The organism is Microcella sp. (assembly GCF_051860105.1).
GTDB lineage: Bacteria > Actinomycetota > Actinomycetes > Actinomycetales > Microbacteriaceae > Microcella.
Genome location: NZ_JBHYEO010000011.1, coordinates 25,624 through 48,906 on the forward strand (window position 1 = coordinate 25,624; position 23,283 = coordinate 48,906).

Consider the following 23,283-nt stretch of genomic DNA (forward strand, 5'->3'; position numbering starts at 1 on the left):
TCTTCTCACCCCCTTGCCGGATGCCCAGAGATCGGACTCGCCCATGCCCCGCACCTCCCGCACCGTCGCCCTCGGTTCCCTCGTCGCGACCGCTGCGCTCCTCCTCGCCGCCTGCACGACCACGGCTCCCTCCGACTCGACCGAGCCCTCCGGCTACGTCACCGAGGGCAAGCTCACGATCGCGACGGGCGAGCCCGCCTACTTCCCGTACGTGATCGATGACGACCCGACCTCGGGCGAGGGCTTTGAAGCCGCGATCGCCTACGCGGTCGCCGAGGAGCTCGGCTTCGCGGCGGAAGACGTCGTCTGGGTGCGCACGAGCTTCGAGGCAGCGATCCAGCCCGGGCCGAAGGACTTCGATTTCAACCTGCAGCAGTACACGATCCTCCCCGAGCGCGCCGAGAACGTCGACTTCTCCAGCCCGTACTACTCGACCCCGCAGGCCGTGATCACCATCGAGTCGTCGCCCGCAGCCTCAGCCACGAGCCTCGCCGACCTCGAGGGGCTGCTCGTGGGGGCCGCGACCGGCACCACGAGCTTCACCGCCATCGAGCAGCAGATCGCCCCGACCGCGGGAGCCCAGGCCTTCAACACCAACGACGACGCCGTGCTCGCCCTGCAGAACGGCACGATCGACGCCCTCGTCGTCGACCTGCCGACGGCCTTCTTCCTCACGGGGGTCATCCTCGACGGAGGAGTGCTCCTCGGGCAGCTCCCCGCCGACGCCGGCATCAGCGACGAGTGGGGTCTCGTGCTCGCGAAGGACAGCCCCCTCACGGCCGCGGTGACAGCCGCGGTGGATGCCCTGCGCGAGTCGGGCCGCCTGGCCGAGATCGCCGACGAGTGGCTCGGTGCCGACGCAGGCGCGCCTATCCTGCAGTAGTGCGCTCCTCGTCCCTCCCGATCAGCGACGTCGAGATCGGGCGGCGCGCATACCGGCGCACGCAGAACGTGCGGTCGGTGCTCGTGTCGCTCGTCTCGACGATCGTGTTCGCGGTCGTCATCTGGCTGACCGTCGTCAACACGCCCGGCTGGCAGAGCGTGCAGCGCAGCTTCTTCGACCTCGAGACGGCGCTCGCCGCGTGGCCCCGTGTCATCGCCGGGCTGTGGGTGAACATCCAGGTGCTGTTCTTCGCGGCGATCGGCGTGCTCGTGCTGAGCGTGATCATTGCGACGATCCGCACCCTGCGCGGGCCGATCTGGTTCCCCTTGCGGGCCCTCGCGGCGGCGTACACCGACCTGTTCCGAGGGCTGCCGCTCATCATCGTGCTGTTCCTCGTCGGGTTCGGCATTCCGGGTCTCGAGCTCTTCCCCCGCAACTCGGCGCAGTTCTGGGGAACGATCGCTCTCATCCTCACCTACTCGGCCTACGTGAGCGAGGTGTTCCGCGCGGGCATCGAGGCCGTGCATCCCTCGCAGCGCCTCGCCGCGCGCTCGCTCGGGCTGAGCCACGGCCAGACGATGCGCATCGTCGTGCTGCCGCAGGCGGTCCGCAAGGTGACCCCGGCGCTCATGAACGACTTCGTCGCGATGCAGAAAGACGTCGGGCTCATCTCGGTGCTCGGCGTCGTCGACGCCGTGCGTGCGGCTCAGATCGAGACGGCGGCGAACTTCAACTTCACACCCTACGTGCTCGCGGGGCTGCTGTTCGTGCTGCTGGCTCTGCCGATGATCCGGCTCACCGACTGGTACACGGCGCGCTTGCGGGCGCGCGAGCAGATGGGAAGCCTCGTATGAGCGCCGACCCCGTTCTGCGCATCGAGGGCGTCGTCAAGCGCTTCGGCGACATGACCGTGCTCGACGGCGTCGATCTGGCCGTCGCCGAGCACGAGGTCGTCGCGCTCATCGGCGCGAGCGGCTCGGGTAAGTCGACCCTGCTGCGCTGCATCAACCTGCTCGAACAGCTCGATGACGGCCGCATCTGGCTGCGCGACGACGACATCAGCGACCCGCGGGTGCCCGCCGATCGGGTGCGCGCGCGCATCGGAATCGTCTTCCAGCAGTTCAACCTGTTCCCGCACATCCGCGTGCTCGACAACGTCACACTCGCTGCCCGACGGGTGCTCAAGACGCCGCGGGCAGAGGCCGAGGCCACGGCGCTCGCCCTGCTCGATCGCGTGGGCCTGGCCGACAAGGCCCATGAGTTTCCCGACCGGCTCTCGGGCGGCCAGCAGCAGCGCGTGGCCATCGTGCGCGCCATCGCGACGAGCCCCGAGCTGCTGCTGCTCGACGAGATCACCTCGGCGCTCGACCCCGAGCTCGTGACCGAGGTGCTCGACCTCGTGCGCCAGCTGTCTGCCGAGGGGACGACGATCGTGATGGCGACCCACGAGATGGCGTTCGCGCGCGATGTGGCCGACCGGGTCGTCTTCCTCGACGGGGGAGTCATCGTCGAGGAGGGGCGTTCTGCCGATGTCTTCGAGAATCCGCGCGAGGATCGCACGCGGGCGTTCCTGTCGCGGTTCATCGGTCCCGGCGGGAGCGGGAGCTCAGTCGCCTGATTCGTCGCGCAGGGCGATGGCGATCTCGGCGATCTCGTCGGGTCCGACGCGGCAGCATCCGCCGATCGCGGTCGCGCCCGCGTCGCGCCACCGAGAGATGCGGTCGGGCGTGGGGCCCGCGACGCCCTCCCATCGCCGTGTCGCCGGGTTCCAGGTCTCGCCGCTGTTCGGGTAGACGACGATCGCCTTGCCGGTCGAGCGCCGCGCCGCGCGGATCGCCCCGTCGACCTCATCGGGGTGCGAGCAGTTGATGCCGACCGCGACGATCTCGTCGATCGCATCGGCGTCGGCGAACGCGTCCGCGAGAGATCCGCCGTCGCGCAGGCGCCCCTCGGCGACGGTGAACGAGATCCAGGCGGGCACGCCCGAGCCCGCGATCAGGTCGAGCAGCGCGCGCGACTCGTCGCGCGTCGGGATCGTCTCCATCGCCAGCAGGTCGGCCCCCGCATCCGCGAGCACGGCCAACCGGCGCTCGTGCCACCGGCGCAGACCCTCCCGATCGAGGTCGTAGGCCCCGGTGTACTCCGAGCCGTCGGCGCGGGCGGCACCGTACGGGCCGACGGATGCCGCGACGAGACCCGTGGGACGGGTCGCGTCGCGCGCCTCCCGCGCAAGCGCGACGCTGCGGCGCAGCAGCTCCTCGCCGTCCGCGGCGGCGATGCCGATCGCCACGAGGCCGTCGAACGAGACCTGGTACGACGACGAGATCGCGACCATCGCCCCCGCCGCGAAGTAGTCGCGGTGGGCATCCCGAATCACCGCCGGATCGTCGATCAGCAGTCGCGCGCTCCACAGGCTGCCGGTCAGATCGTGGCCGAGTGATTCGAGATGACTGCCGAGACCGCCGTCGAGAACGGTGCGCGGCGCGAGGGTCGGGGGGAGCACACGCTCATTGTCGAGCAGTCGCGCTCGCAGCGCCCAGCGCGGCGTCATGCATCGTCACAGGAGACCGATCGGTGCACTACACTGGAGGAGACATCACGTCTCCCCGGGGGTTCTCGACCGGGTCAGAGTTCGGGGTGATCATCGGCCCTCACGTCTTCGGCGGGGTCGAAGCTCTCTTCGCGGCCGCTCCGGCAGTGCCGCGTGGTATCCGTCAGCACCCGAGGAGGGGCATGGCCCAGACCGGCCAGCGTCAGAGGAAGAACTCATCGACGCGTCAGGCATCCACGCGTCGGCGGCGACCGCTCGACGAGCAGGGCATCATCCCGATCCTCGCGCGCGCCGTGCGCGAGGTCGAGAGCGCCGCCGAGCGCGGCGCCAAGGTGAGCCCCTCGAACCGCACGAAGTTCCAGGTGGCGGCGCTGCTCGTGCGCGAGGAGCGCGCTCGGGTGAAAGACGACCGCGAGGTGCCCGAGAGCGAGCGTGCCGAGGTGCTCAAGCGTCTCGACGGTCTCGCTGGCATCATGGCCAAGACGGCCGCGCGCGACACGTCGCTCATCACGCTGCTCGCCCCCGAGGCGAAGGTCAGCGACGCCGCGAAGGCGCTGCGTCGCGACATGCTGCTGGCGTCGGGCGCTGAGCTCGAGCCGGATGACCTGCTCATCGTCACCGAACCCGTCGCCGTGACCCCCGAGGTCGCGAAGCAGGTCGTGCCGAAGTCGGTGAAGCAGGCCCAGCTCGCCAACCCCTTCCTCGCCCCCGATCTGTCGGCGCTCGAGCCCGTGCCGGCGTCGACGGCGGGGCGCCTGGCGAACTGGGAGCTCATCGAGCCCCTCTTCCGCTCGTTCGAGTACGGCTCGGGCGGCCAGGCCGCGTCGATGCCGCTGCCCGAGATGGGGTCGCTCGTGACCCCCGGCGGCATGGAGCTCATGCGCCACCAGGCGCGCCTCATCGAGGCGGTGCGCCGCGGCCACCGCACGTTCCTGCTCGCCGACGAGCCGGGTCTCGGCAAGACGGCGCAGGCGCTCATGGCGGCCAACGTCGCGAACGCCTTCCCCCTGCTCGTCGTGGTGCCCAACGTCGTGAAGACGAACTGGGCGCGTGAGGTGCAGCGCTGGATCCCGCAGCGCTCGTCGACTGTCGTGCATGGCGATGGAGAAGACCTCGACGCCTTCAGCGACGTCGTCATCGTCAACTACGAGATCCTCGATCGCCACGTCGGCTGGCTGGGCCGCTTCGGTTTCAAGGGCATGGTCGTCGACGAGGCGCACTTCATCAAGAACGCGACCTCGCAGCGGTCGCGCCACGTGCAGTCGCTCGCGCAGAACATCCGGGTGCTGCACCCGAAGGCGCTCATGATGGCGCTCACGGGCACGCCCCTCATCAACCAGATCGAAGACTTCCGCATGATCTGGAAGTTCCTGGGCTGGATCGACGACAAGAAGCCGCTGGGCCGCCTCATGGCCTCGCTCGAGGAGACCGAGCTGACACCGGCGGATCCCGGCTTCTTCGCCGCTGCCCGTCAGTGCGTCATCGAGATGGGCATTGTGCGCCGCAAGAAGGTGGATGTCGCGGCCGACATCCCTGCCCGCCGCATCGCCGACATCCCCGTCGAGCTCGACGACGATGTCGCGCGCTCGATCCGCGCGTCGGAGGAAGCCCTCATCGGCCGCCTCGTCGAGCGCTACCGCCGCGTGGTCGCAGCGCGCGAGGTCAAGCCCATCGGCATCGACCGCGACCTGGTGCGTCTCGTCGCCACGGCCGAGCTCGAGGAGTCGAAGCAGGCGACCGGCGGCGACAACGTGTTCACGATGGTGCGCAAGATCGGAACGGCGAAAGCGGTTCTCGCGGCCGACTACACGGCTCAGTTGGCCCGCAACGTCGGCAAGGTGGTGTTCTTCGCCAAGCACATCGACGTCATGGACGCCGCGGAGGCCCATTTCGCCTCGGTCGGCCTGCGGTCGGTCAGCATTCGCGGCGATCAGAGCCCGAAGGCGCGCCAGGAGGCGATCGACGGCTTCACGAACGACCCCGAGGTGAGCGTGATCGTCTGCTCGCTGTCGGCGGCCGGCGTCGGCATCAACCTGCAGGCGGCCTCGAACGTGGTGCTCGCCGAGCTGTCGTGGACCTCGGCCGAGCAGACGCAGGCGATCGACCGCGTGCACCGCATCGGTCAGGAGCTTCCGGTGACGGCGTGGCGCATCCTCGCCGCGCAGACGATCGATGCGCGCATCGCCGACCTCATCGACGCGAAGGCGGGCCTCGCGGCGCGCGCGCTCGACGGCAGCGACGAGCAGGTCGCGGCCGAGGGCACCGTTCAGGTGCAGGCGCTCATCGCCATGCTCACCGACGCGCTGGAGGAGCGCGCGGCCGCCTAGGCCCGCGCCGCTCCTCCAGGCCGCGCCGCTCCTCCCCGCCGTGCCGGAACCTCGGCGCGCCGGTCGCACCGATCGGCCTGCCGCAGGGCGACCGCGCGGCTCACCGCGCGCCGGTCGCCGCTGGCGGCGTCGCGCGAGCTCCAGTGGATGACCGGCGCGAGCGGCTCGCTGATGCCCCATCGCCCGGCGAGCTGGGCTGGGCTGGGCGCTCCAATGGCGTTGTCTCGAAGGCACACGTGGAGGTGGGCCCCGATGACGGCAGCGGAGATCGCCGTGTCTGTCGAGATCGCGTTGTGGAAGGCAAGTGCGCTGACGCACGCGAGCGGTCCTCCGAACCGCCAGGCGAGCCGCACGATCTCGGGCACGGAGGGATGGCAGTGCCAGCCTTGGCGCACCGCTTGCAGCGAGCCGCGGTCGCGATAGAACTCGAGCGTCGTCGGGTCCACGCCGATCGCCCGGAGCTCGCGCGTCGAAACGATGCCGCCGGTGCGCTCGAGCAGCTGCAGGACCGGCCCTGACAGGTAGCCGTTGCCGCGCGGTGGACCGGAGTACGTGTTGGTGGGTCGACGCATGTGGCAACGATCGGGCATGACTCCACCCCGATCGGCGACCGTGGGTCCGCACGGTGTGGATCGGCGTTCTCGTCGCCGAGGGGAGGACGCGGAGCGGTGCACCGAGCGTGCGGATGCCGGTGCACGGCTGAGTGCCGGACACTGCCCGGAGAGACTCCCGAGTCCAAGGACTATCACGAGCAAAGTCGGCTCGTCCTCCTTGCATTCGGGAGTCTGCCCGGGGCGAGTCGAGGGGCGGGAACGGTGAAAGGGTGTAGCCCACAGGAGAGGCGGCAGGAAGAGATGGTCAGGAGTGGTGGGCGGGGTGGTCAGCGCTTGGTGGCGCGATCGGCCGATACGAGGTAGGCGACCGCCGCGAGGGGGATGGGCAACCAGGTCGGCCGGTTGCGCGCCTCGTACATCGCCTCGTACACGGCCTTGTCGAGCTCGAAGGCGTCGAGCAGGGCGCGGTGCGCCCGCAGGTCGGTCTGGCTCTCGGCGATGTAGCCGTCGAGGAAGGCGGCGCGCGCTTCGCGGGCCCAGTCGGCGCGCGCGGCCTCGAGCGCCAGGGCGTCGAGGTCGAGCGAGGCCGTGTCGATCGCGCCGGCCGCGGCGCGGCTCTCGCTGCGCAGCGATCCGACGGCGTAGTCGAACGAGCGCAGCATGCCCGCCACGTCGCGCAGGGGCGAGTCGACGCGCGTGCGTTCGGCGAGAGGGCGCAGAGGTTCCCCCTCGAAGTCGACCAGCAACCACTCACCGCTCGGCCGGCGGAGCACCTGGCCGAGGTGGTAGTCGCCGTGGATGCGCTGTAGCACCGGCCAGGGAGCCTCGCGCGCCGCGTCGTACACGGCCTCGATGGCCGGGCGGAGTGCGCGCAGCTGCGGAACGTCTGACATCGCCACTGCGAGCCGCTGGTGCCAGCCGGCGACGAACCCGACGATGTCGCCGAGCGTCGGCTCGCGTGTCGGCATGCAGCTCGCCAACGCCGTGTGCACGGTGGCCGTCACGCGACCCAGGCGCTCGGCATCGGCCGCGAACGACTCGCCGGCCGCCGCGGCCTCGAGTGCGAGCGGCCAGCCGTCGCGCACGCCCGGCACGAACTCCTGGGCGAAGGCGAGGTGCCCCGTCGACGGCTCGTCGGTGTGGGTGTCAGAGCCGAGCGGGTCGACCCAGGTGGTGGTCACCGAGCCGAGCATCCGCGGCACCGAGCGGTTGCCGGCACTCGTGAGGGCCGTCTGCAGCACGACGTCGGGGTTCTCGCCCGCGTGCACGAGCCGGAAGATCTTCGCCACGAGCGGTGCCTCCGACCCGGTGTCGAAGATGATCGACGTGTTCGACTGCTCTCCGCCGTGCACCCGCGAGGTCTCGTTGTCGCGGTGCACGCCGAGCCGTCGCAGCAGCGTGTGCGTGTAGGCGGCATCGTAGGCGCCGTCGAACAGGTAGTCGTCGTGCTCGTCGCGGCCGATGAACGCCGCCCCGGATCCGCGGGGGATCGTGCGGCGCAGCACGATCGGAACGTGGTACAGCGACGGGGGATTGTTGGCGGTGTCGCGCACCAGGAGCACCCGGATGCGGGCATCCGGATCGTCGCTCTGCCACTCCTGACGACTGACCTCGACCAGGTTCGGCACCCGGCCTTTGCCGGCGTACCACCGCTGGCGCGTCATCCAATCAGTGAGGCACTCCATCGTGCTGTGCATGGTTCGACCATACACAGGGGCTCGCTCTACGCGGTCCGGGCCCGCAAGAACCCGTTCATGGCCGCGGTCAGCGGCGCGTCGACCGGCAGCGCCGCGCCGCCGACCGACCGGATGGGTGCGGCGTGCCGCACGCTCGACACGAGCCACGCGGCATCGGCGGCCGCGAGGTCGTCGGGGGTGAGCCGCTCGACGGCCGTGCGCAGGCCCCACTGATCGGCCGCGGCGAACAGGTCGACCTGCGTGGTGCCCGGCAGGATTCCGAGGGCATCGGGCGGCGTCGCGAGCTCGTCGCCCCGACGGAGGACGAGCGTCGAAGTCGGGCCCTCGAGCAGCAGACCGTCGCTCGAGACGAACACGACGTCGTCGGCCCCGCGGCGCTGCGCCTCGCGCACGGCGGCGCGGTTCACGGCGTACGACAGCGTCTTCGCGCCGGCGAGCAGCCAGGGGCTCGTCACACCGACATCGCTGCGCAACCCCCGATCGAGCAGCACGACGTCGACACCCTCGGTGCGCTCGCGCCGGAAGTCGGGCGACACGGTGCCGTACGCCCAGCCCGTCGGCAGCTGCGCGCCGGCGCTCTGGCCCCCAGCGGTCGGGGCTTCGACGCCGCGCGAGAGCACGATCTTCACCCAGGCCTCGTCGTGGTCGGCGAGGTGCTGCGCGAGCGCGAGCACAGCATCCCGCCACAGCGCGAGGTCAGGGGAGGGCAGGTCGAGCATGCGCGCCGACCGCGCGAAGCGGTCGAGGTGCGCCTCCAGCGCCTGAGGTCGCCCCCGCCCGATGCTCAGCGTCTCGAAGATGCCGTCACCGCGCGTCGCCGCGACGTCGAGCACCGAGAGCTGCGGATGCTCCGCATCGGCTTCGACGAGGTGCGCGGTGGTCGCGGCCGAACCGGGCGGCGCGGGCACGACGAGCAGGAGGTGCTGCACGGTCATGCCGAGAAGGTATACCCGCATGCGTCGTTGCGGCATTCGAAGGCCGGCGGGTCGGGCTCGTGCACGACGCCGCCGAGCGCGATCTCACCCCGCAGCGCGGCACGGATGTGCTGCGGCTCGGGGTAGCCGTAGTGGATGGGCAGGGGTTCGGGTGTTCCGCATTGCGGACACGGCGCCACTCCCGGCCCAGGGGCGGTGTCGTTCATGGGCCTAGTCGAGTGCACTGCACCGACATTGGTCAAATCCTCACGATCACGGCCAGCGCACCCATGCTCGTTTACCGAAGATCGGCGCGTACGACCGGGATGGGCCCGGTCTGCCGTCGGCCCTGCCCGACGCCGCGCACGCCGCGCGTGTGCACGCGGTTGATGACCACGGCGAGGGCGGCGAGAACGATGATGAAGGCCGCGATCGCGACGACATAGGCGACGACGCCGACGACGCCGTTCGGGCCGTCGGGCTCGAGGAACGGGTAGGGGTACCAGCCCGTGGCGGCGCCGCGCAGCATCGTCACGCCGACCCACGCGAGCGGGTAGCTGACGGCGAGCCAGAGGGCCGACCAGGCGATGCGCACGCGCCCGGGGGTCAGCAGCCAGTCGAGGGCGATGTAGATCGGAATCCAGACGTGCAGCGACTCGTTGGGCCACACCGGCCCGACGTAGCCGTCGTCGTTGGGGATATCGCGCAGCAGGAGGTTGTAGACGACCCCCGTGACGATGGCGTACGAGAAGATGCTCGCCCGGATCGCCGTGTAGAGGCGCGTGTCGCGCTCGAGCCGGAAGGCCATGATGCCGCCGGCGATCATGACGACGATATTGATCATCGCCGTCTGGATCGTGAAGAAGGCGAAGTACTCGGTGGGCTCGAAACGGCCCACCGAGATCTGGTCGGTGATCTGGGTGATGAGCGCGACGAGCACGATCAGGCCCGCCACGATGCTGATGATTCCGGCGATGTGGCGGAGGGTGGCGAGACGGGCGGCGGCGGCTTTTTCACCGAGGGGGGAGGTCGCAGTCACTCCTGCGACGCTAGCAAGAAATCTGCGTGCATACGCATGAATCTTGCAGAGCATCCCTCAGCTGATCGGGGTTTCCGTCTCGGCGAGCCCGAGCACGTCGAGCAGCCAGGCGAGCTCGATCGCTCGCTGCCTCCAGGCCGAGTATCGGCCGCTGACGCCGCCGTGCCCGGCCTCCATCTCGCACCGCAGCACAGCATCCGCCCCCACCTCGCGCAGCCGCGCGACCCACTTGGCCGGCTCGACATACAGCACGCGCGTGTCGTTGAGCGAGGTGACGGCGAGGATGCGCGGGTAGGCCTGCTCGGTCACGTTCTCATAGGGCGAGTACGCCTTCATGTAGTGGTACACCTCGGGGTCGTGCAGGGGGTCTCCCCACTCGTCCCACTCGATGACGGTGAGCGGCAGCTCGGGCATGAGGATGCTCGTGAGCGGGTCGACAAACGGCACATCGGCGAGGATTCCGGCGAACAGCTCGGGGGCGAGGTTGGCGACAGCCCCCAGGAGCAGGCCCCCCGCACTGCCGCCCTCGGCGACGAGCCGATCGGGCGCCGTCACTCCTGTGTCGACGAGGTGCCGGGCAACCGCGACGAAGTCGGTGAAGGTGTTCGTCTTCTGCGTCGTCTTCCCGGTCTCGTACCAGTCGCGACCGAGCTCGCCGCCGCCGCGCACGTGGGCGATCGCGAACACGACGCCGCGGTCGAGCATCGACAACCGCGGGATGCTGAAGCCGGGGTCGATCGACGACTCGTAGCTGCCGTAGCCGTAGAGGTGCAGGCTGCTCGCCGTGCCAGAGCCGGTGTCGAGCGACGGAACGAGCCCCTTCTTCCACACGAGCGACACCGGCACGCGCGTGCCGTCGGGCGCGATCGCCCAGTCGCGCCGCTCGGCGTAGTCGGCCGGGTCGTAGCCGCCGAGCACGGGCTGCTGCTTGAGCACCGTGATGGCGGCGGCGCCCTCGCGCATGCGCGCGACATCGAGGCTGGCGACGGTGGAGGGCTCGGTGAAGCTCGCGTAGCCGAAGCGCAGCAGCGGCTGGCTCCATTCGGGGTTGCCGCGCGCGCCGATCGACACGAGCTTGTCGCCCTCGAGGGGGGCGCGCAGCTCGACCCATGCGCTGCCACCCCAGTGCAGCGACGCGAGCTCGGCCGTGGGCTCGAGCGGCGCGATGGCCGTGCGGGGCAGCCCCTCGGCCCGGTAGTCGAGCACGAGGAAGCGCTCGAAGGCGTCGATGCCCTCGACCCGACGACCGGGCTCGTGCGGCACGAGGGTGACGGGGTCGGCGAGCGGAGCATCCACGGGCACCGCCACGATCTGGAAGTCGGGGGCCTCGTGATTGTGCGTGATGAGCCAGAGATCGCGCCCGCCGATGACAGCGTGCTCGAGGTCGTATTCGACGGCCTCGCGGCGCGGCCAGACCACGGTGAACTCGCCTTCGGGCGTGCGCGCGTCGAGCACGCGGGCCTCGCTCGTGATGCTGCTCGACGCCTCGATGACGAGGTAGCGGCCGCTGCGGGTGCGGCCGGCACCGACCCAGTAGCTCTCGTCGGGCTCGTGGAACACGGCGACGTCGTCGGCCTTTGTGGCGCCGACGCGATGCCGCCAGACGGTGTCGGGTCGCCACGACTCGTCGACCGTCGAGTAGAAGACGAACTGCCCGCTGGGGTCGAAGAAGGCTCCCGCCGCGGTCTCGGTGATCTCGTCGGGCAGGGTCTCGCCGGTGCTGAGGTCGCGGATGCGCAGCGTGTAGCGCTCGTCGCCCTCGGTGTCGACGGCGAACAGCAGCCAGCGGCCGTCGTCGCTCACGTCGAGCGACCCGAGAGAGAAGAAGTCGTGCCCCTCCGCCTCGACGTTGCCGTCGATGACGATCTGCTCGCCCTCGCGCGGCTGGCTCGGGTCGGGCAGCGGCGGCGGGGGAGTCCACGCGGCGGGGTCCGTGGGGTTCGCGGGGTCGATCGGCATCGCCGGCACGCGGCACTGGATGCCGTACTGCAGCCCCTCGACGGAGCGCCCGTAGTACCACCAGCCGCCCTCGCGCACGGGAATGCTCATGTCGGTCTCGAGCGTGCGGCCCTTGATCTCGTCGACGATGCGGTCGCGCAGCCCGTCGAGGTGGGCCATGCGCGCCTCGGCGTAGGCGTTCTCGGCGGTCAGGTGCGCGATGACCTCGGGGTTCTCCTTCTCGCGCAGCCACTCGTAGGGGTCGAGAACGATGTCGCCGTGGTGCTCGCGGCGGAGGGGCTTCTGGGCGGCGCGGGGCGGGGTGAGGGTCACCGTGTCAGCGTAAGGGCGTCTGACCAGGGTCGATGTCGATCTCGCCCGTAGCGAAAAGCCGGGGCGTCTGTCACACTGACCCCGCCGTCCCCAGACCCCGGACGCTCTCGATTCGAGGCGAACCGGAGGACTGCCTGTGTGGTGCCATCTCTCTGCCGTGCGGTGTTCGTGAAACGTCGCATCTCGGGGCCTGCGGTGCTGGCAATCGTGACGACGATCGCCAGCGTTGTGGCCCTCGGAGCGATCGTCGTCATGCTCGGTCTGCTGAGCCCCGACGAACTCGTTCAGCTCGGTCGGCTCGCCGAGTAAAGGCTCCGCTCAACCGGCCGTCGTAGGCTTTCGGCACCATGTCTGATTCCCCGCTCGCCGCGAACCCCTACGACGTGCTGGGGGTCAGCCCCACGGCGAGCGACGACGAGCTGCGCAAGGCCTACCGCCTGCGGCTGCGCGAGGCGCACCCCGACACGGGCGGCTCGGCCGCGGCGTTCGACGCCGTGCAGCGGGCCTGGCAGCGCGTCGGAACCCCCGCCGCCCGGTATGCCTACGACTCGGGGGCGGAATCCGGTGCGGGCCCTGGCGGCGGGCGCGCGTGGGCGCAGCACGGCGGCGGAGCATCCGGCCCGGGGCGCTACGACTCGCGGCCGAGCGCGAAGGCGTACGGGCATCCCGGGGGCTGGTATCGCGAGCAGTACCTGGCGAATATCCGCGAGTGGGTGGGCCGCGGCGTCGACCTGCCCGACCCGTTCGATGCGGCTCTTGTGCGTTCGGCGCCTCGGCAGATCAAGCACCTGCTGGCCGCGGCGATCGCGGAGGAGCGCTCGGCCACGGCCCTGTCGACCCTCGGCCTGGGCTTCACTGTTTGGCACGACGTCGTCGCCGGCCCGCGCGCGGACGACAAGCTCGACCACGTGGTGCTCGGCCCGACGGGTCTCTGGGCGGTGCTGAGCGAAGACTGGGGCGCGCCCGTGCGGGTGAAGCGCGGCGAGCTCATCGGTGAGGGGCTCGAGCCGGGCGAGAAGCCGCTCGCTCAGCTGGGCGGGCGTGCTCGCGTGCTCGCGCGCGCCGCACGGGTGAAGTTCTCGGCGCTCGTGATCGTGGTCGAAGACGACCAGGCGGCCGAGTCGGCCGTCGAGCTCGGCAGCGTGCGCGGCGCCCAGGGGATGCTCGTGCAGCGCTCGCGCCTCGTCAACCTCATCCGCACGGGCTTGCCCGGTGTCGGCGTCGGGGGTACTGACCTGTTCGAAGTGCGCACGCGCCTGCAGGCGGCCGGGGGGTTCGTGGGAGGGTGATCGCGCGACGCGTGTGGGGATGCGCGTCAGCCGTGCGGACGATCCTTCCGCACGGCTGACGACTGAGAAACCGCAGGCCTGCTATTCGGCCGTGAAGAAGAACGGGTCGCCGAACAGCGTCGAAACCGACCAGGTACCCCCTGCAGCGTTGTCGGTGGGGATCTGGATGACGACGTTGCCGGTGCCCGACCCGCCCGGGAATAGCTCGTTGATGTCGAGCAGCGTCGGAGACGGCGCGACCGAGAGCGTGTCGCCCTCAGTGTGGGTTGTGCCCGCGGCCGAGACGAACTGGATCGACAGGTCGATCCACGGGGTTCCGGTTTCGGTTCCGACATAGGTCACGGTGACCGGAACTAGGGCGTACTGGAAGCCTGCCGCGGGCGGCTCGTTGAACATGTTGGCCTCGAGCACGGCCGCGTTGGCCTCGAGCGTGGCAGGCCCCATCGTCAGCTCGTAGATCGGCTCGCCAAACTCGGTGATCTCGATCGTCGTTCCGAGCGGGGCAGGGTTGTCGCGAGTGCCTTGCTCAGACTCGGCGGGGGCTTCGGGTGCTTCCGGCTCTGCCTCGGTCTGCTCGCCATCGATGATGGAGGTGTCGTCGCGCACGTCGTTCACGGCGTTCGTGAACCCGGCCACGTAGACCACGATGAAGACGAGCGACAGCAGCAGGGCAAGGCCCGAGACGATGACGCCGCTGAGCGGGAGACCTTTCGAGGTCGCTTTCGTGAGAGCGATGATGCCCAGGATCAGACCGACCACAGCGAGGATCGCCGAGAGGACATTCAGCACCGGTATGGCCACGCCGAGCAGCGCGACGATGCCGAGGATGAGTGCCGTGATGGCCATTCCCTTGCCCGGCGTGGCGGGAGGGGCGGGGGGTGCCGCGGCGTACGCCGGCGGCGGCGTCGGCGTCTCTGTCGCCGGATCGTTGGTGGGGGTCTGTGAGGTGGATTCTTCATTCATGGTGCTCACCGTAGGGGAGTACTCGGACATTTGGACATCCCTCACTTAGGGGGTGACTGGTATCCTGGCTAGATAATCACGCCAGAAAAGGGGGGCGCATGGAGCCGGTCAACATTCTGAATGCCCGCAACAGCCTCTCGAAGCTCGTGGCCGCGGCCGAGAACGGTGACGACGTCGTGATCGCGAAGCGCGGACGCCCGGTCGTCCGCCTCGTGCCGGTCGAGCAGCCGCGTACCACCGCCGGAGCGCTCGCCGAGCGGCTCGTGCGGAATCCACCGCCGCATTCGCGCAGCGCGGCCGAGGTCGACGCCGACATTCGTGATGCTCGCGAGAGCTGGGGTTCGTAGGGCGTGATCTACCTCGATTCGTGCATCCTCATCTACGCCGTGGAAGACGAGGGAGAGCGCGGCCGGTTGGCGCGGCAGGCACTGGCCGACCACGCCGATGATGAACTGGTCGTGTCTCCGTTGGTCGTCATGGAGTGCCTGACGGGGCCCCTCAAGCGCGGTGACCTCGCACTCGTCGACTACTACCGGGCGACTCTCGACGCGGTCGGGCGCACGCCGTTCGACGAGGCGGTGTTCGTGCGGGCCGCCGAGTTGCGCGCCCGGCACGCGATATCGACTCCGGATGCCCTGCACCTCGCCGCGGCGCAGAAAGCCGCGTGCACGGCGCTCTGGACGAACGACCATCGTCTCGAGCGAGCCGCCCACGGGCTCGCGGTGGCCATCGTCGAGGGCTCGTGAGCGTGCGGGTCGCGGGGGTCGACCTCGCGGCGGAGGCCGCGGGCACCGCGGTCGCCGTGCTGCGCGTCGAGCACGCTGCAGCGGAAGGGGCGACCGCCGCGCTCGAGTCGCTGCGGCTCGGCGCCGACGACGAGTCCCTGCTCGCCGCGACCCGCGACGCGGGCCTGATCGGCATCGACTGCGCGCTCGGCTGGCCGGTCGACTTCGTCGACTTCGTGGGTCGGCAGGCATCGGGGGAGCGACTGGCTGACTCCGACACGGGCGACCTCGCGTGGCGCCGCCGTCTCGCCTTCCGCGAGACCGACCGCGTCGTGACCGAGCGCACGGGAGCGCGACCCCTCAGCGTGGCCACCGATCGGCTGGGCATGACGGCGCTGCGGTGCGCGGTGCTGCTCGACCGGCTGGCGGGCGACGGGCGCGTGGTCGATCGGTCGGGGCAGCATCCGAGTGCCGTCGTCGAGGTGTACCCCGCGATGGCGCTGCGCGTGTGGGGGTTGGCGCGGCCGGGCTACAAGCTGACGCCGGATGCCCGCACCGCCCTCATCGATGACCTCGGCCGCGCGGCCCCGTGGCTCGAGCTCGGCGATCACCGCACGCTCATGCGGGAGTCGGCCGACGCGCTCGATGCGGTGCTCGCCGCGCTGGTGGCGCTCGCGCACGCGCGCGGGGCGAGCATCCCGCCCGAGCCGCAGCGGCAGAGGGCGCGCGCGCGGGTGGAGGGCTGGATCGCGATTCCGACGGTCGGGCTCGCCGAGCTGGGCGCGATACTCTAGAGGTTTGGGGCCGGGCCGCGATCTGCGGTGCCCCTTGTGAGGGAGTTGCGTGGTGGCTGGGTCGTCGACGGAAGAGTGCATCCACGGTTTCGAGCCCGGCATGTGCGCCAGCTGCTTCCCGCCGCCCCCGCCCGTGGCGCCCGCGCCCGTGCGGCGTGCCCCGCGCCAGGCGGCGCGCAGCCTGCGCAGCCCCGCCGCCGGAGCGACGGGCAAGGCCGCCGAGGTGCGCCCGCCGAACCTGCCGCAGCGCATCTTCCATGTCACCCACATGAGCAACCTGCCCGCCATTCTCGAGGCCGGTCGCCTGTTGCCGTCGTCGGAGGCCGAGCCGGTGGTGCGGCTTGCGAGCGATCTGACGCTCGAGCTGCGGGCCTCCGCGCCCGTGCCGGGCGACGGTAGTCACGACGATGACGGCGTGGAGCGCACGGCCGCCGACTGCGTCGCGTTCAGCTTGACGCCGCAGGCCACCTGGTGGCTCGAGGTGCAGGAGGGTGCCCCCGGGCCGACGTGGAGCGCCGCGGCGAAGGCCGCATCCACGATCGACTTCGTGGTTCTGGGCGTCGACATCGCGGCCGTGTCGAACACGGTCGTGGTGACCGATGGCGACGCGGCGGCTCCGGCGACGACGCTCGGCATCGGCGTCGACGGCCGGCAGCGGATGCTCGCCCGCGCCGCGTCGTCGCCCGAAGCACTGCAGGCCGCTGAGGCGCTCGTGCCCGGGCCGGTGTCGCTCGCGACGGTCGCGCTCGTCGCCGTCGCCAACGACCGCCGCCGCGACGAAGTGCGCGCGCTGCTCAAGGCCGCCGGAGTGACGGCGAAGGTCGCCGTGTATCCGCCGTGGTTCGTGCCGAAGGTCGACGACTAGCGCGATTCGGGCCCGGTCGGGGCGGGTGTGCGCTGCGGAGACTCCCGAATCGAAGGACATCGGGGCGACTTCTGGGTGAAGGTTGTGAGCAGTACTCTGTGAATCACCCGGCAGAGAGGTTTCTCATGACCATCGGAACCCGCGCACTCGTTCTCATCATTCTGGCCGCGCTGCTCGTCGGCGCCGGCGGCGGAGCGGTGTCGGGTGCCGTGATCGCCGCGGCGAGCATCCCTGCGACGACCGACGACGGTGAGGATGCGGGGGTCGGCCCCGTCGGACCAGCGGGTCCGCAGGGCGAGCCCGGCGAGCAGGGCCCGCAGGGCGAGGCCGGTGAGCCGGGGGCGAACGGCGCGACGGGGGCGCCGGGAACGCGCGGTGCGGCGGGCCGCGATGGAGCGCCGGGGCCGACCGGCCCGGCCGGAGCGGCAGGCGCGGCCGGACCCCAGGGCGCCCAAGGCCCTCAGGGTCTCCAGGGTCTCCAGGGTCTCCAGGGTCTGCAAGGTGTACCGGGTGCCCAGGGTGAGCCCGGGGTGCAGGGCGAGCCGGGGTTGGTCTCGCCGTACCCTTTCGCGTACTTCCAAACCGGGGGCTACGGCTCTGCTGACCCATTCCCGATTCCGGTTCCGGTCTTCCTGACCGATCGGTTGGGTGGTGCCCTCGACATCGACGTGGCTCCCGACACCCCCGATTCCGTGACGGTCCCGGCGGGTACCTACCGAATCTCCGCACGCATCGCCGCCGTCTCGACGGGGGCAGACCAGATGGTTGGGAGCTTCCGCATCGAGCTCAGCCCGTCGTCGGTGAATCGTGCCGAGGAGTACTCGCTCGTGATCGTCGAGCCGCGCGTGTTGCCGCCGGCCCTGCAGACGAGGTCGGTGCAGACGTGGACGGTCGTCACGGTCGACGAGCCGACGGCGGTTCAGCTGCTGGTCACCGGTGAGGGGGGTGTCGCCCCGAGATCTCTCGTCTTCTCCAGTGGCGTCTTGCTCATCGAGAAGCTCGAGTAGCAGCGTCGCGACATCCTGCGGAGGGGATGGCGCTGGCGCGTCCCGTGCGTCATGATGGAGGAACGCTCGGCTTTGCGCCGCGCGTTCGGCGCACCCACGCCGGGTTCGACCCTCACCCGACTACCCGCACCGGCCCCCGAGTGCTCACGACCCGTTGCTCGAGTCGTCGTGCGCGGGCGGGGCCGACCCGATGGGAGCGCATCCCGTGGCCGCTCACTCGTCTTTCCCCCCGACGCGACGCACCCTTCGCCGCGCCTCGCACCCCCTCTACGAGCCGCAGACGCGCGCCGCGTGGCTGGTCGACGAGCTGCTGGCGCCGAGCTCGGTCTTCTCCGGCCGGGTGCACGTGCCGAGCCCGACGAGCGACCGGGGAGCGGCCGACCAGGCGTCGCAGTCGACACCGATCACGCTGGCGACGTTCATGACCGTGATCGGCGAGATGCTGCACCACCAGTCGACCTACGTGCAGCAGATCTGCCTGCCCGACGACCTCATCGCGCAGGCGGTGGTCGACGGCCCCGGGTCGCTCGCGCATCGCCAGGTCGAGCGGGGCGGTCGGCTGCTGGCGGGTCTGTTCTCGCACTACTGGCGCGCGGTCGCGACCGCGTTCTCCGAGGCGTGGGATGACCCCCACGGGCACCTGCTGTGGCACCCGCGCGGCCTGACGGCGTTCGCCCGGCTCGGATCCCACGTCGTGCACGACCAGGTCGTGGCCTACGACATCCGCCAGCACTACTTCGACGCGGTGCTCGACCGCATCGCCGGCACCGTCTCGCTCGCGGCAGCCGAGCACGCCGACGTGCCGCTCGGCCAGCTCTCGACCCACCTGTTTCTGCAGCTCGCCGCAGCCCGCCACGCGGAGGGCCCGCCCCGCCCCGGCATCATGGCTGTGCCGGGCGGCGTCGCCGATATCCGCTGGGGCTCGGCGGCCCCGCCGCTCTCGCCCGACGTGAGCTCGGTGCCGTTCGGGTCGGAGAACTAGGGGACTACGACGCCAAGAGTTGATCGAGCAGGGTGCTGAGCGCGTTGAAGTCGTGCGCGACGGTCTGCCAGAGCAGCTCGTAGTCGATGCGGTGGTAGTGGTGGGTCACGACGTCACGGTTGCGGGCTGCCGCCGACCAGATCGGCGCACTGAAGCGCTCGGGGTCGAGCGCAACAAGTCGCTTGGCGAGGTCGCCAACACGATTGCTGAGGGCTTCGAATGCGAGGCGGAGGGCGGCATCGGCGTCGTAGGCGGCTCGGCCCCGGTCAACGAGTTGTGCGGCGGTGGTGAGCGTAGAGCGGAGCTCGGTCATCCACCGTGCGGCCTGGTCGCTGGCGTCGCCTTTCACCGCGTCATAGTGGCACGGCGTCGGCGAGCAGGGCGGCATCGGTCACAGGGTCGAGCGATCGCGCGCTGAGCACGTCGACGGGCCGGCCGAGTAGCTGCTCGAGGTCATCAGCGAATTGGGCGAGATCGAGCAGGCTGGCTCCGGGTTGCGGGTCGACGATGAGGTCGAGATCGCTGTCGGGGGTGGCGTCGCCGCGCGCCACTGAGCCGGTGACGAGTACACGGTCGAGATTCGCCAGGGCGGCCAGTCGCATGATGAGGCGCCGCCGCTGCCGCAGGGCGTCGAGCGTGAGAACGGGCGCCACGGTCTCGACCGCTCGAAACGTCGCGTACGGCACGATGACCGCCTCGGGCTTGCGGTGCGACCCGAGAACGACCGGCTCGAGGTCGCCGGTGCGAAAGCGCCGCAGGGTGCGGCTGAGGTCGTAACGTGCGACCGCAACGGTCGTGACGGTGCCGGTGGAGGTCATGAGTCGAGGGTACTCGCTGTGCATCAAAACTGTACAGAAATATGTACATATTTTCCCGGTGTGGCATGCGCGTGGCATGACGAGGGTCGGCGCGATCCTCTGAGGCAGTGTGTCTCCCGCGGCACGTGCCGTGAGCGTCACATTGGGTGTGAGGCCCACGCCCTTCCTGCGCACGCCGCACCATGTCGCCGGCCGCGCCCAGCGAGTTGTCGCCCTCGCCGCGCGCCCACCAGCGAAGTAGTCTCACCTCATGGCCCGCATCATCCCGCCGACGATTGGCGACGACGCCCCTCCCGGGGAACACGCCGTCTTCGCGGCCCTGCGACAAGCGCCCGACGACTGGGTCGTGTTTCACTCGCTCGAGATCGCCCACCACGTCAGCCAGGTGCAGGGCGAGGCCGACTTCGTGGTCGTCGCGCCCGGCCACGGCGTGCTCGTGATCGAGGTGAAGTCGCACGAGAGCATCGAGGCCGACGGTGACGGACGCTGGCGCTACGGCAAGCGCGACTGGGTCACCCGTAGCCCCTTCGAGCAGGCGTCGGGGGCGCAGCACTCGATCATCGAGTTTCTCGAGTCGCGCGGGGCCGGGCCCGTGGGGTATCCGGTCTTTCACGCGGCGTGGCTCACCCAGCTGAGCAAAAGCAAGTTCAGCGCCGGCATCGGCTGGCACGAGTGGCAGTTGCTCGATGCCGCGGATCTCGTAGCCGACAAGGCTCCCAGTGCGATCATCCGCACCCTGAACAAGGCGAGCGCCCACTTGGCCGAAGCGATCAGCGGCTACCGGCGTGTCGAGGGTCAACCCGACCAGGATCACACGAGCAGAGTCACCGAAATGCTCACCCCGCGCTTCCAGGTCGAGCTCAGTGCGAAAGAGCTGGCCCGCCGGCGCGAGCACGAGCAGGCGACGTTCACGACTGAGCAGGTGAAGATTCTCGACGTGGTCGGCAGCAACCCGCGGCTGCTGGTCGAGGGTCCGGCGGGCTCGGGCAAGACGTGGGTGGCCGCCGAGGCCGCCCGACGCGCGGTCGAGAGTGGCAAGCGCACGCTCGTCGTCGTGTTCAACCGGCTCATCGAGGCGCGGCTCGCCGAGCTGTGCGGTGAGGGCATTGAGGTGCGGCGCATCCACTCGCTGATGGCGCAGGTGGTCGACCGGCACGCCGGCAAGAACGAGGCGCAGCGCAAACTCGCGAGCGGACGCGTCGAGCCCGACTGGTACGACGTCACCCTGCCCGAGCAGGCGCTCGAAGCGGCGCTCGAGCTGGGGCCGCAGTTCGACTACCTCGTCATCGACGAGGCGCAAGATGTGGCGCTCGAGCAGTACCTCGACGTGCTCGACGCGCTCATGGTGGGCGGCCTCGCGCAGGCGGCTGTGTTTATCACCGGAGACTTCGACCACCAGGTCATCTACCGCCGCCACGCGACGGCCGAGAATTCCGACGGCGATCAGGCACCGGATGCCCGCGCCACCGTGCTGCGCCGCATCCCGGGTCTCGTCACGCTGCAGTTGCGGTCGAACGTGCGCACGACTCCTGAGGTGGCGCGCTTCGTGGCCGAGCTCATCGGCGAGCCGACCCTCTACAGCGAGCACCGCCGCAGTGACGACGACCAGGTCTCGGTCGAGCGCCACACCTTCACCACCATGGATGAGCAGCTGCGCCTGCTCGCCGACGCCGTCGAGCGCATCCTGTCTGAGCCGTTCACGGTGCGCGAGCTGGTGATTCTGTCGCCCTACGCCCGCGAGCGGTCGGCGGCCGGCCAGGCCCTGGCCAATCCGGCGACGGATGCCCGCCTCACCTCACGCCTCGGCGCGAGTATCGACGACTCGACGCACATTCGGTGGGGGAGCATCCACGAGTTCAAGGGCCTTGAGGCGCCCGCGGTGATTCTGACCGACGTCGACCTGTCGAAGGAGTACCACCGCGATCTGCTTTATGTGGGGGCGTCGCGCGCGACGGATCGGCTGGTGGTGCTGGAGGCGACTTCAGTCGGGAGGTGAGTTGCATCGCTCAGGCGAGCCCTTCTCCACGCTTCAGTCTTTCTACTCGATTCCTAAAATCTGCGTCGCTACGCCGCCGAGTAAAGAGTCTTTGCATCAGGAATCCGGTGCTCACCATCGCTGTCGCGACAAGCGCACCTATCGCCAGTGACATCAAAAAAGACACTGCGGAAGGCACCGCCGCAAGGGGCTGCAGCCAAACTACGAACCACGATCCGGCCACGAACAAGAGGACGCCAATTAGAAGCTGAACACCCCTGATGCCTCTGTTGATCGGCTCGATCCACTCATTGAGATCCCGAACAGCAGCTAGGACGTTCTTCTCCAACGCTGCCTTTTCGTCCGACGAAGGCACAAATTGAAGCGCACTTCCGAGGCGATTCACGCGCAAGATGAGACGCGCTTCCCGCGTCCATCTTTGCGAAAGCCACCCAATAAACGGCACGACTGCAACACCAATGACGCTCAGCAACGCGGCGAGGAGTTCAGGCACAGTGGCACCCTACTTGCAAGACACGACACTGAGGATTACCTGGAACCGGCTGATGATCGCGGTCGGGGCAGTTGGCAATGCAGGATCACGGGCATTTATTGTGCGCCATCGAGTCTCGTGCCTAGAGCCCCAAGAATGCGTCGACAAGTCGCGTCGCTGACTCCTGTGGGACGCCCTCGTCGATCAGCAAGTGGTAGACGAGAGTCGTCGCCAGGAAGGCCATATGTACCTGGCCCGTGAGGTCTCGGTCCATCACGGGCGGCTGTCCATCCGAGTCTGCTGATGCGGGTGCGTAGGCCGAAGCCAACGCACCTGTCGCGTGTGCGTACTGTGTCTCTTCACGCCACAGGACGTAGAGGCCCAGCGACTGGCCATTGGTGCTCTGTGCGGCGGCCAGGAACCTTCGCGCTTCGTCCTTGCGGACACCATCGGCAGCGTCCAGGATGAAAGCACGCATCTCGCTGAGATCTCTTTCCGAATCGAACCCCATGGTTCGGAGATGTTCGATGGACCTTTCCGTTAGTTCGCGCTCGTGTTCAAGCATTGCATCAAGGGCGGGGCCTCTCTCTTCCAGGGGGATTGCGGTGAGCCATTGGAGACGAACGACCAGCTCCGCGTACGCTCGGCGATTTGGCGCGGCTACGTGCGCGAGCCCGGCCAAAGTAAGAGTTGCACTTGCGTGGGCCTGAGCGAATGCCGCCCGCCACCAACCAATAATGAACTGCCTTGGTCGTGTCACCTTGATGCCTGACACGTCGGCCTCGAATATTCGCTGACAGGCCGCGATCAGGTAGTCGGCATTTTCGGCTACCTCTGTTCGCGCAGGTTCGGCGCGTCGCCTTGCCTTCGCTCGTGAGCCGCTCACGATTCGGACCGCTTCTGCATAAACCTGACGTTAGCGCTTTGAAATGACTGTATCGACGTGGCGTCAATCCCAGATCCTGCTCGAACCTGATGGCGGTCTTGATGATTCGTAGCCGGTGATCTGTCCGCCCAGCTGCCTCAGTGTGGGTGCCCCTATTGCAGGCAAGCTCAAGTGACGCTGTGCGGACGCCCCGCCGTTCGCTCCCCAGAATGCGGATCGGAGCGGCACGCGGGGGCGCACCAGATTTAAC

General features: G+C 69.6%; 24 protein-coding genes. 12 read left to right on the forward strand and 12 right to left on the reverse strand.

What is annotated here, in order from left to right:
• Positions 1-43: 43 nt before the first annotated feature.
• Genes ACTIE9_RS07860 through ACTIE9_RS07870 form a run of 3 tightly spaced genes read left to right on the forward strand, consistent with a single transcriptional unit; the run spans position 44 to position 2,501 of the window.
• Positions 44-883 (forward strand): ABC transporter substrate-binding protein, encoded by an 840-nt coding sequence (locus ACTIE9_RS07860; protein ID WP_439565027.1) that lies wholly within the window; start codon positions 44-46, stop codon positions 881-883.
• A complete protein-coding gene (locus tag ACTIE9_RS07865) occupies positions 883-1,737 on the forward strand; it encodes an amino acid ABC transporter permease (RefSeq protein ID WP_439565028.1) in 855 nt (284 codons plus the stop codon). The genes ACTIE9_RS07860 and ACTIE9_RS07865 overlap by 1 nt, the downstream gene beginning before the upstream one ends.
• Positions 1,734-2,501 carry an amino acid ABC transporter ATP-binding protein gene (locus ACTIE9_RS07870; protein WP_439565029.1) on the forward strand — a complete coding sequence of 256 codons (768 nt, stop codon included), beginning with the start codon at positions 1,734-1,736 and terminating at the stop codon, positions 2,499-2,501. The genes ACTIE9_RS07865 and ACTIE9_RS07870 overlap by 4 nt, the downstream gene beginning before the upstream one ends.
• On the opposite strand, the gene mmuM is transcribed toward ACTIE9_RS07870, so the two are convergent.
• The gene (mmuM, locus tag ACTIE9_RS07875; protein ID WP_439565030.1) at positions 2,490-3,386 is read right to left on the reverse strand and encodes a homocysteine S-methyltransferase; all 897 of its coding nucleotides are present in this window, start codon (positions 3,384-3,386) and stop codon (positions 2,490-2,492) included. The genes ACTIE9_RS07870 and mmuM overlap by 12 nt on opposite strands.
• Before the next feature lie 230 nt (positions 3,387-3,616).
• Here mmuM and ACTIE9_RS07880 point away from each other — a divergent pair, with 230 nt between their 5' ends.
• Positions 3,617-5,761: a DEAD/DEAH box helicase gene (locus ACTIE9_RS07880; protein WP_439565031.1), complete on the forward strand. Its 2,145-nt coding sequence runs from the start codon at positions 3,617-3,619 to the stop codon at positions 5,759-5,761.
• Here the strand turns inward: ACTIE9_RS07880 and ACTIE9_RS07885 are convergent.
• The 6 genes from ACTIE9_RS07885 to ACTIE9_RS07910 form a co-directional block, all read right to left on the reverse strand.
• Positions 5,758-6,333, reverse strand: a complete 576-nt coding sequence (locus ACTIE9_RS07885) for a hypothetical protein (protein ID WP_439565032.1) — start codon at positions 6,331-6,333, stop codon at positions 5,758-5,760. The genes ACTIE9_RS07880 and ACTIE9_RS07885 overlap by 4 nt on opposite strands.
• 308 nt (positions 6,334-6,641) lie before the next feature.
• The gene (locus ACTIE9_RS07890; RefSeq protein ID WP_439565033.1) at positions 6,642-7,979 is read right to left on the reverse strand and encodes a maltokinase N-terminal cap-like domain-containing protein; all 1,338 of its coding nucleotides are present in this window, start codon (positions 7,977-7,979) and stop codon (positions 6,642-6,644) included.
• A gap of 59 nt (positions 7,980-8,038) precedes the next feature.
• The gene (locus tag ACTIE9_RS07895; protein ID WP_439565034.1) at positions 8,039-8,947 is read right to left on the reverse strand and encodes an aminotransferase class IV; all 909 of its coding nucleotides are present in this window, start codon (positions 8,945-8,947) and stop codon (positions 8,039-8,041) included.
• Entirely contained in the window at positions 8,944-9,153 is a 210-nt protein-coding gene (locus tag ACTIE9_RS07900; RefSeq protein WP_439565035.1) for a hypothetical protein, read from the reverse strand. Before ACTIE9_RS07900 ends, ACTIE9_RS07895 begins: the two co-directional genes overlap by 4 nt.
• A gap of 71 nt (positions 9,154-9,224) precedes the next feature.
• Positions 9,225-9,965 (reverse strand): Pr6Pr family membrane protein, encoded by a 741-nt coding sequence (locus ACTIE9_RS07905; RefSeq protein ID WP_439565036.1) that lies wholly within the window; start codon positions 9,963-9,965, stop codon positions 9,225-9,227.
• 57 nt (positions 9,966-10,022) lie between these two features.
• Complete coding sequence (locus tag ACTIE9_RS07910) at positions 10,023-12,236, reverse strand: S9 family peptidase (RefSeq protein WP_439565037.1); 2,214 nt, start codon at positions 12,234-12,236, stop codon at positions 10,023-10,025.
• A gap of 347 nt (positions 12,237-12,583) precedes the next feature.
• Here ACTIE9_RS07910 and ACTIE9_RS07915 point away from each other — a divergent pair, with 347 nt between their 5' ends.
• On the forward strand, positions 12,584-13,525 hold the full coding sequence (locus tag ACTIE9_RS07915; RefSeq protein WP_439565038.1) for a J domain-containing protein: 942 nt from the start codon (positions 12,584-12,586) through the stop codon (positions 13,523-13,525).
• Positions 13,526-13,606: 81 nt separating this feature from the next.
• On the opposite strand, the gene ACTIE9_RS07920 is transcribed toward ACTIE9_RS07915, so the two are convergent.
• Entirely contained in the window at positions 13,607-14,488 is an 882-nt protein-coding gene (locus tag ACTIE9_RS07920) for a DUF4190 domain-containing protein (RefSeq protein WP_439565039.1), read from the reverse strand.
• A 98-nt stretch (positions 14,489-14,586) separates the two neighbouring features.
• Between ACTIE9_RS07920 and ACTIE9_RS07925 the strand changes: the two genes are divergently transcribed.
• The 6 genes from ACTIE9_RS07925 (at position 14,587) to ACTIE9_RS07950 (ending at position 18,861) form a co-directional block, all read left to right on the forward strand.
• On the forward strand, positions 14,587-14,835 hold the full coding sequence (locus ACTIE9_RS07925) for a type II toxin-antitoxin system Phd/YefM family antitoxin (protein WP_439565040.1): 249 nt from the start codon (positions 14,587-14,589) through the stop codon (positions 14,833-14,835).
• A 3-nt stretch (positions 14,836-14,838) separates the two neighbouring features.
• Positions 14,839-15,234, forward strand: coding sequence for a type II toxin-antitoxin system VapC family toxin (locus ACTIE9_RS07930; protein WP_439565041.1), 396 nt, complete (start codon positions 14,839-14,841; stop codon positions 15,232-15,234).
• The gene (locus ACTIE9_RS07935) at positions 15,231-16,007 is read left to right on the forward strand and encodes a DUF429 domain-containing protein (protein ID WP_439565042.1); all 777 of its coding nucleotides are present in this window, start codon (positions 15,231-15,233) and stop codon (positions 16,005-16,007) included. Before ACTIE9_RS07930 ends, ACTIE9_RS07935 begins: the two co-directional genes overlap by 4 nt.
• 52 nt (positions 16,008-16,059) lie before the next feature.
• Complete coding sequence (locus ACTIE9_RS07940; protein WP_439565043.1) at positions 16,060-16,872, forward strand: DarT ssDNA thymidine ADP-ribosyltransferase family protein; 813 nt, start codon at positions 16,060-16,062, stop codon at positions 16,870-16,872.
• A gap of 125 nt (positions 16,873-16,997) precedes the next feature.
• Entirely contained in the window at positions 16,998-17,879 is an 882-nt protein-coding gene (locus ACTIE9_RS07945; protein WP_439565044.1) for a hypothetical protein, read from the forward strand.
• Positions 17,880-18,084: 205 nt separating this feature from the next.
• A complete protein-coding gene (locus tag ACTIE9_RS07950; RefSeq protein ID WP_439565045.1) occupies positions 18,085-18,861 on the forward strand; it encodes a hypothetical protein in 777 nt (258 codons plus the stop codon).
• Between the two features lie 4 nt (positions 18,862-18,865).
• On the opposite strand, the gene ACTIE9_RS07955 is transcribed toward ACTIE9_RS07950, so the two are convergent.
• Positions 18,866-19,210 (reverse strand): HepT-like ribonuclease domain-containing protein, encoded by a 345-nt coding sequence (locus ACTIE9_RS07955; protein WP_439565046.1) that lies wholly within the window; start codon positions 19,208-19,210, stop codon positions 18,866-18,868.
• A 4-nt stretch (positions 19,211-19,214) separates the two neighbouring features.
• A complete protein-coding gene (locus tag ACTIE9_RS07960; RefSeq protein ID WP_439565047.1) occupies positions 19,215-19,679 on the reverse strand; it encodes a nucleotidyltransferase family protein in 465 nt (154 codons plus the stop codon).
• Between the two features lie 250 nt (positions 19,680-19,929).
• On the opposite strand from ACTIE9_RS07960, the gene ACTIE9_RS07965 reads away from it, so the two are divergent.
• A complete protein-coding gene (locus ACTIE9_RS07965; RefSeq protein WP_439565048.1) occupies positions 19,930-21,675 on the forward strand; it encodes an NERD domain-containing protein in 1,746 nt (581 codons plus the stop codon).
• A gap of 10 nt (positions 21,676-21,685) precedes the next feature.
• Here ACTIE9_RS07965 and ACTIE9_RS07970 read toward each other — a convergent pair whose 3' ends face one another.
• Complete coding sequence (locus ACTIE9_RS07970; protein WP_439565049.1) at positions 21,686-22,168, reverse strand: hypothetical protein; 483 nt, start codon at positions 22,166-22,168, stop codon at positions 21,686-21,688.
• Positions 22,169-22,289: 121 nt separating this feature from the next.
• Positions 22,290-23,033, reverse strand: coding sequence for a hypothetical protein (locus ACTIE9_RS07975; RefSeq protein WP_439565050.1), 744 nt, complete (start codon positions 23,031-23,033; stop codon positions 22,290-22,292).
• Positions 23,034-23,283 lie beyond the last annotated feature (250 nt).

Bases quoted from the DNA above. Each gene is read 5' to 3' on its own strand.
- ACTIE9_RS07890 (WP_439565033.1), bottom strand. From the start codon at position 7,979: ATGACGCGCCAGCGGTGGTACGCCGGCAAAGGCCGGGTGCCGAACCTG.
- ACTIE9_RS07880 (WP_439565031.1), top strand. From the start codon at position 3,617: ATGGCCCAGACCGGCCAGCGTCAGAGGAAGAACTCATCGACGCGTCAG.
- ACTIE9_RS07960 (WP_439565047.1), bottom strand. From the start codon at position 19,679: ATGACCTCCACCGGCACCGTCACGACCGTTGCGGTCGCACGTTACGAC.
- ACTIE9_RS07945 (WP_439565044.1), top strand. From the start codon at position 16,998: ATGACCATCGGAACCCGCGCACTCGTTCTCATCATTCTGGCCGCGCTG.
- ACTIE9_RS07965 (WP_439565048.1), top strand. From the start codon at position 19,930: ATGGCCCGCATCATCCCGCCGACGATTGGCGACGACGCCCCTCCCGGG.
- ACTIE9_RS07915 (WP_439565038.1), top strand. From the start codon at position 12,584: ATGTCTGATTCCCCGCTCGCCGCGAACCCCTACGACGTGCTGGGGGTC.
- ACTIE9_RS07885 (WP_439565032.1), bottom strand. From the start codon at position 6,333: ATGCGTCGACCCACCAACACGTACTCCGGTCCACCGCGCGGCAACGGC.
- ACTIE9_RS07925 (WP_439565040.1), top strand. From the start codon at position 14,587: ATGGAGCCGGTCAACATTCTGAATGCCCGCAACAGCCTCTCGAAGCTC.
- ACTIE9_RS07870 (WP_439565029.1), top strand. From the start codon at position 1,734: ATGAGCGCCGACCCCGTTCTGCGCATCGAGGGCGTCGTCAAGCGCTTC.
- ACTIE9_RS07895 (WP_439565034.1), bottom strand. From the start codon at position 8,947: ATGACCGTGCAGCACCTCCTGCTCGTCGTGCCCGCGCCGCCCGGTTCG.
- ACTIE9_RS07920 (WP_439565039.1), bottom strand. From the start codon at position 14,488: ATGAATGAAGAATCCACCTCACAGACCCCCACCAACGATCCGGCGACA.
- ACTIE9_RS07900 (WP_439565035.1), bottom strand. From the start codon at position 9,153: ATGAACGACACCGCCCCTGGGCCGGGAGTGGCGCCGTGTCCGCAATGC.
- ACTIE9_RS07860 (WP_439565027.1), top strand. From the start codon at position 44: ATGCCCCGCACCTCCCGCACCGTCGCCCTCGGTTCCCTCGTCGCGACC.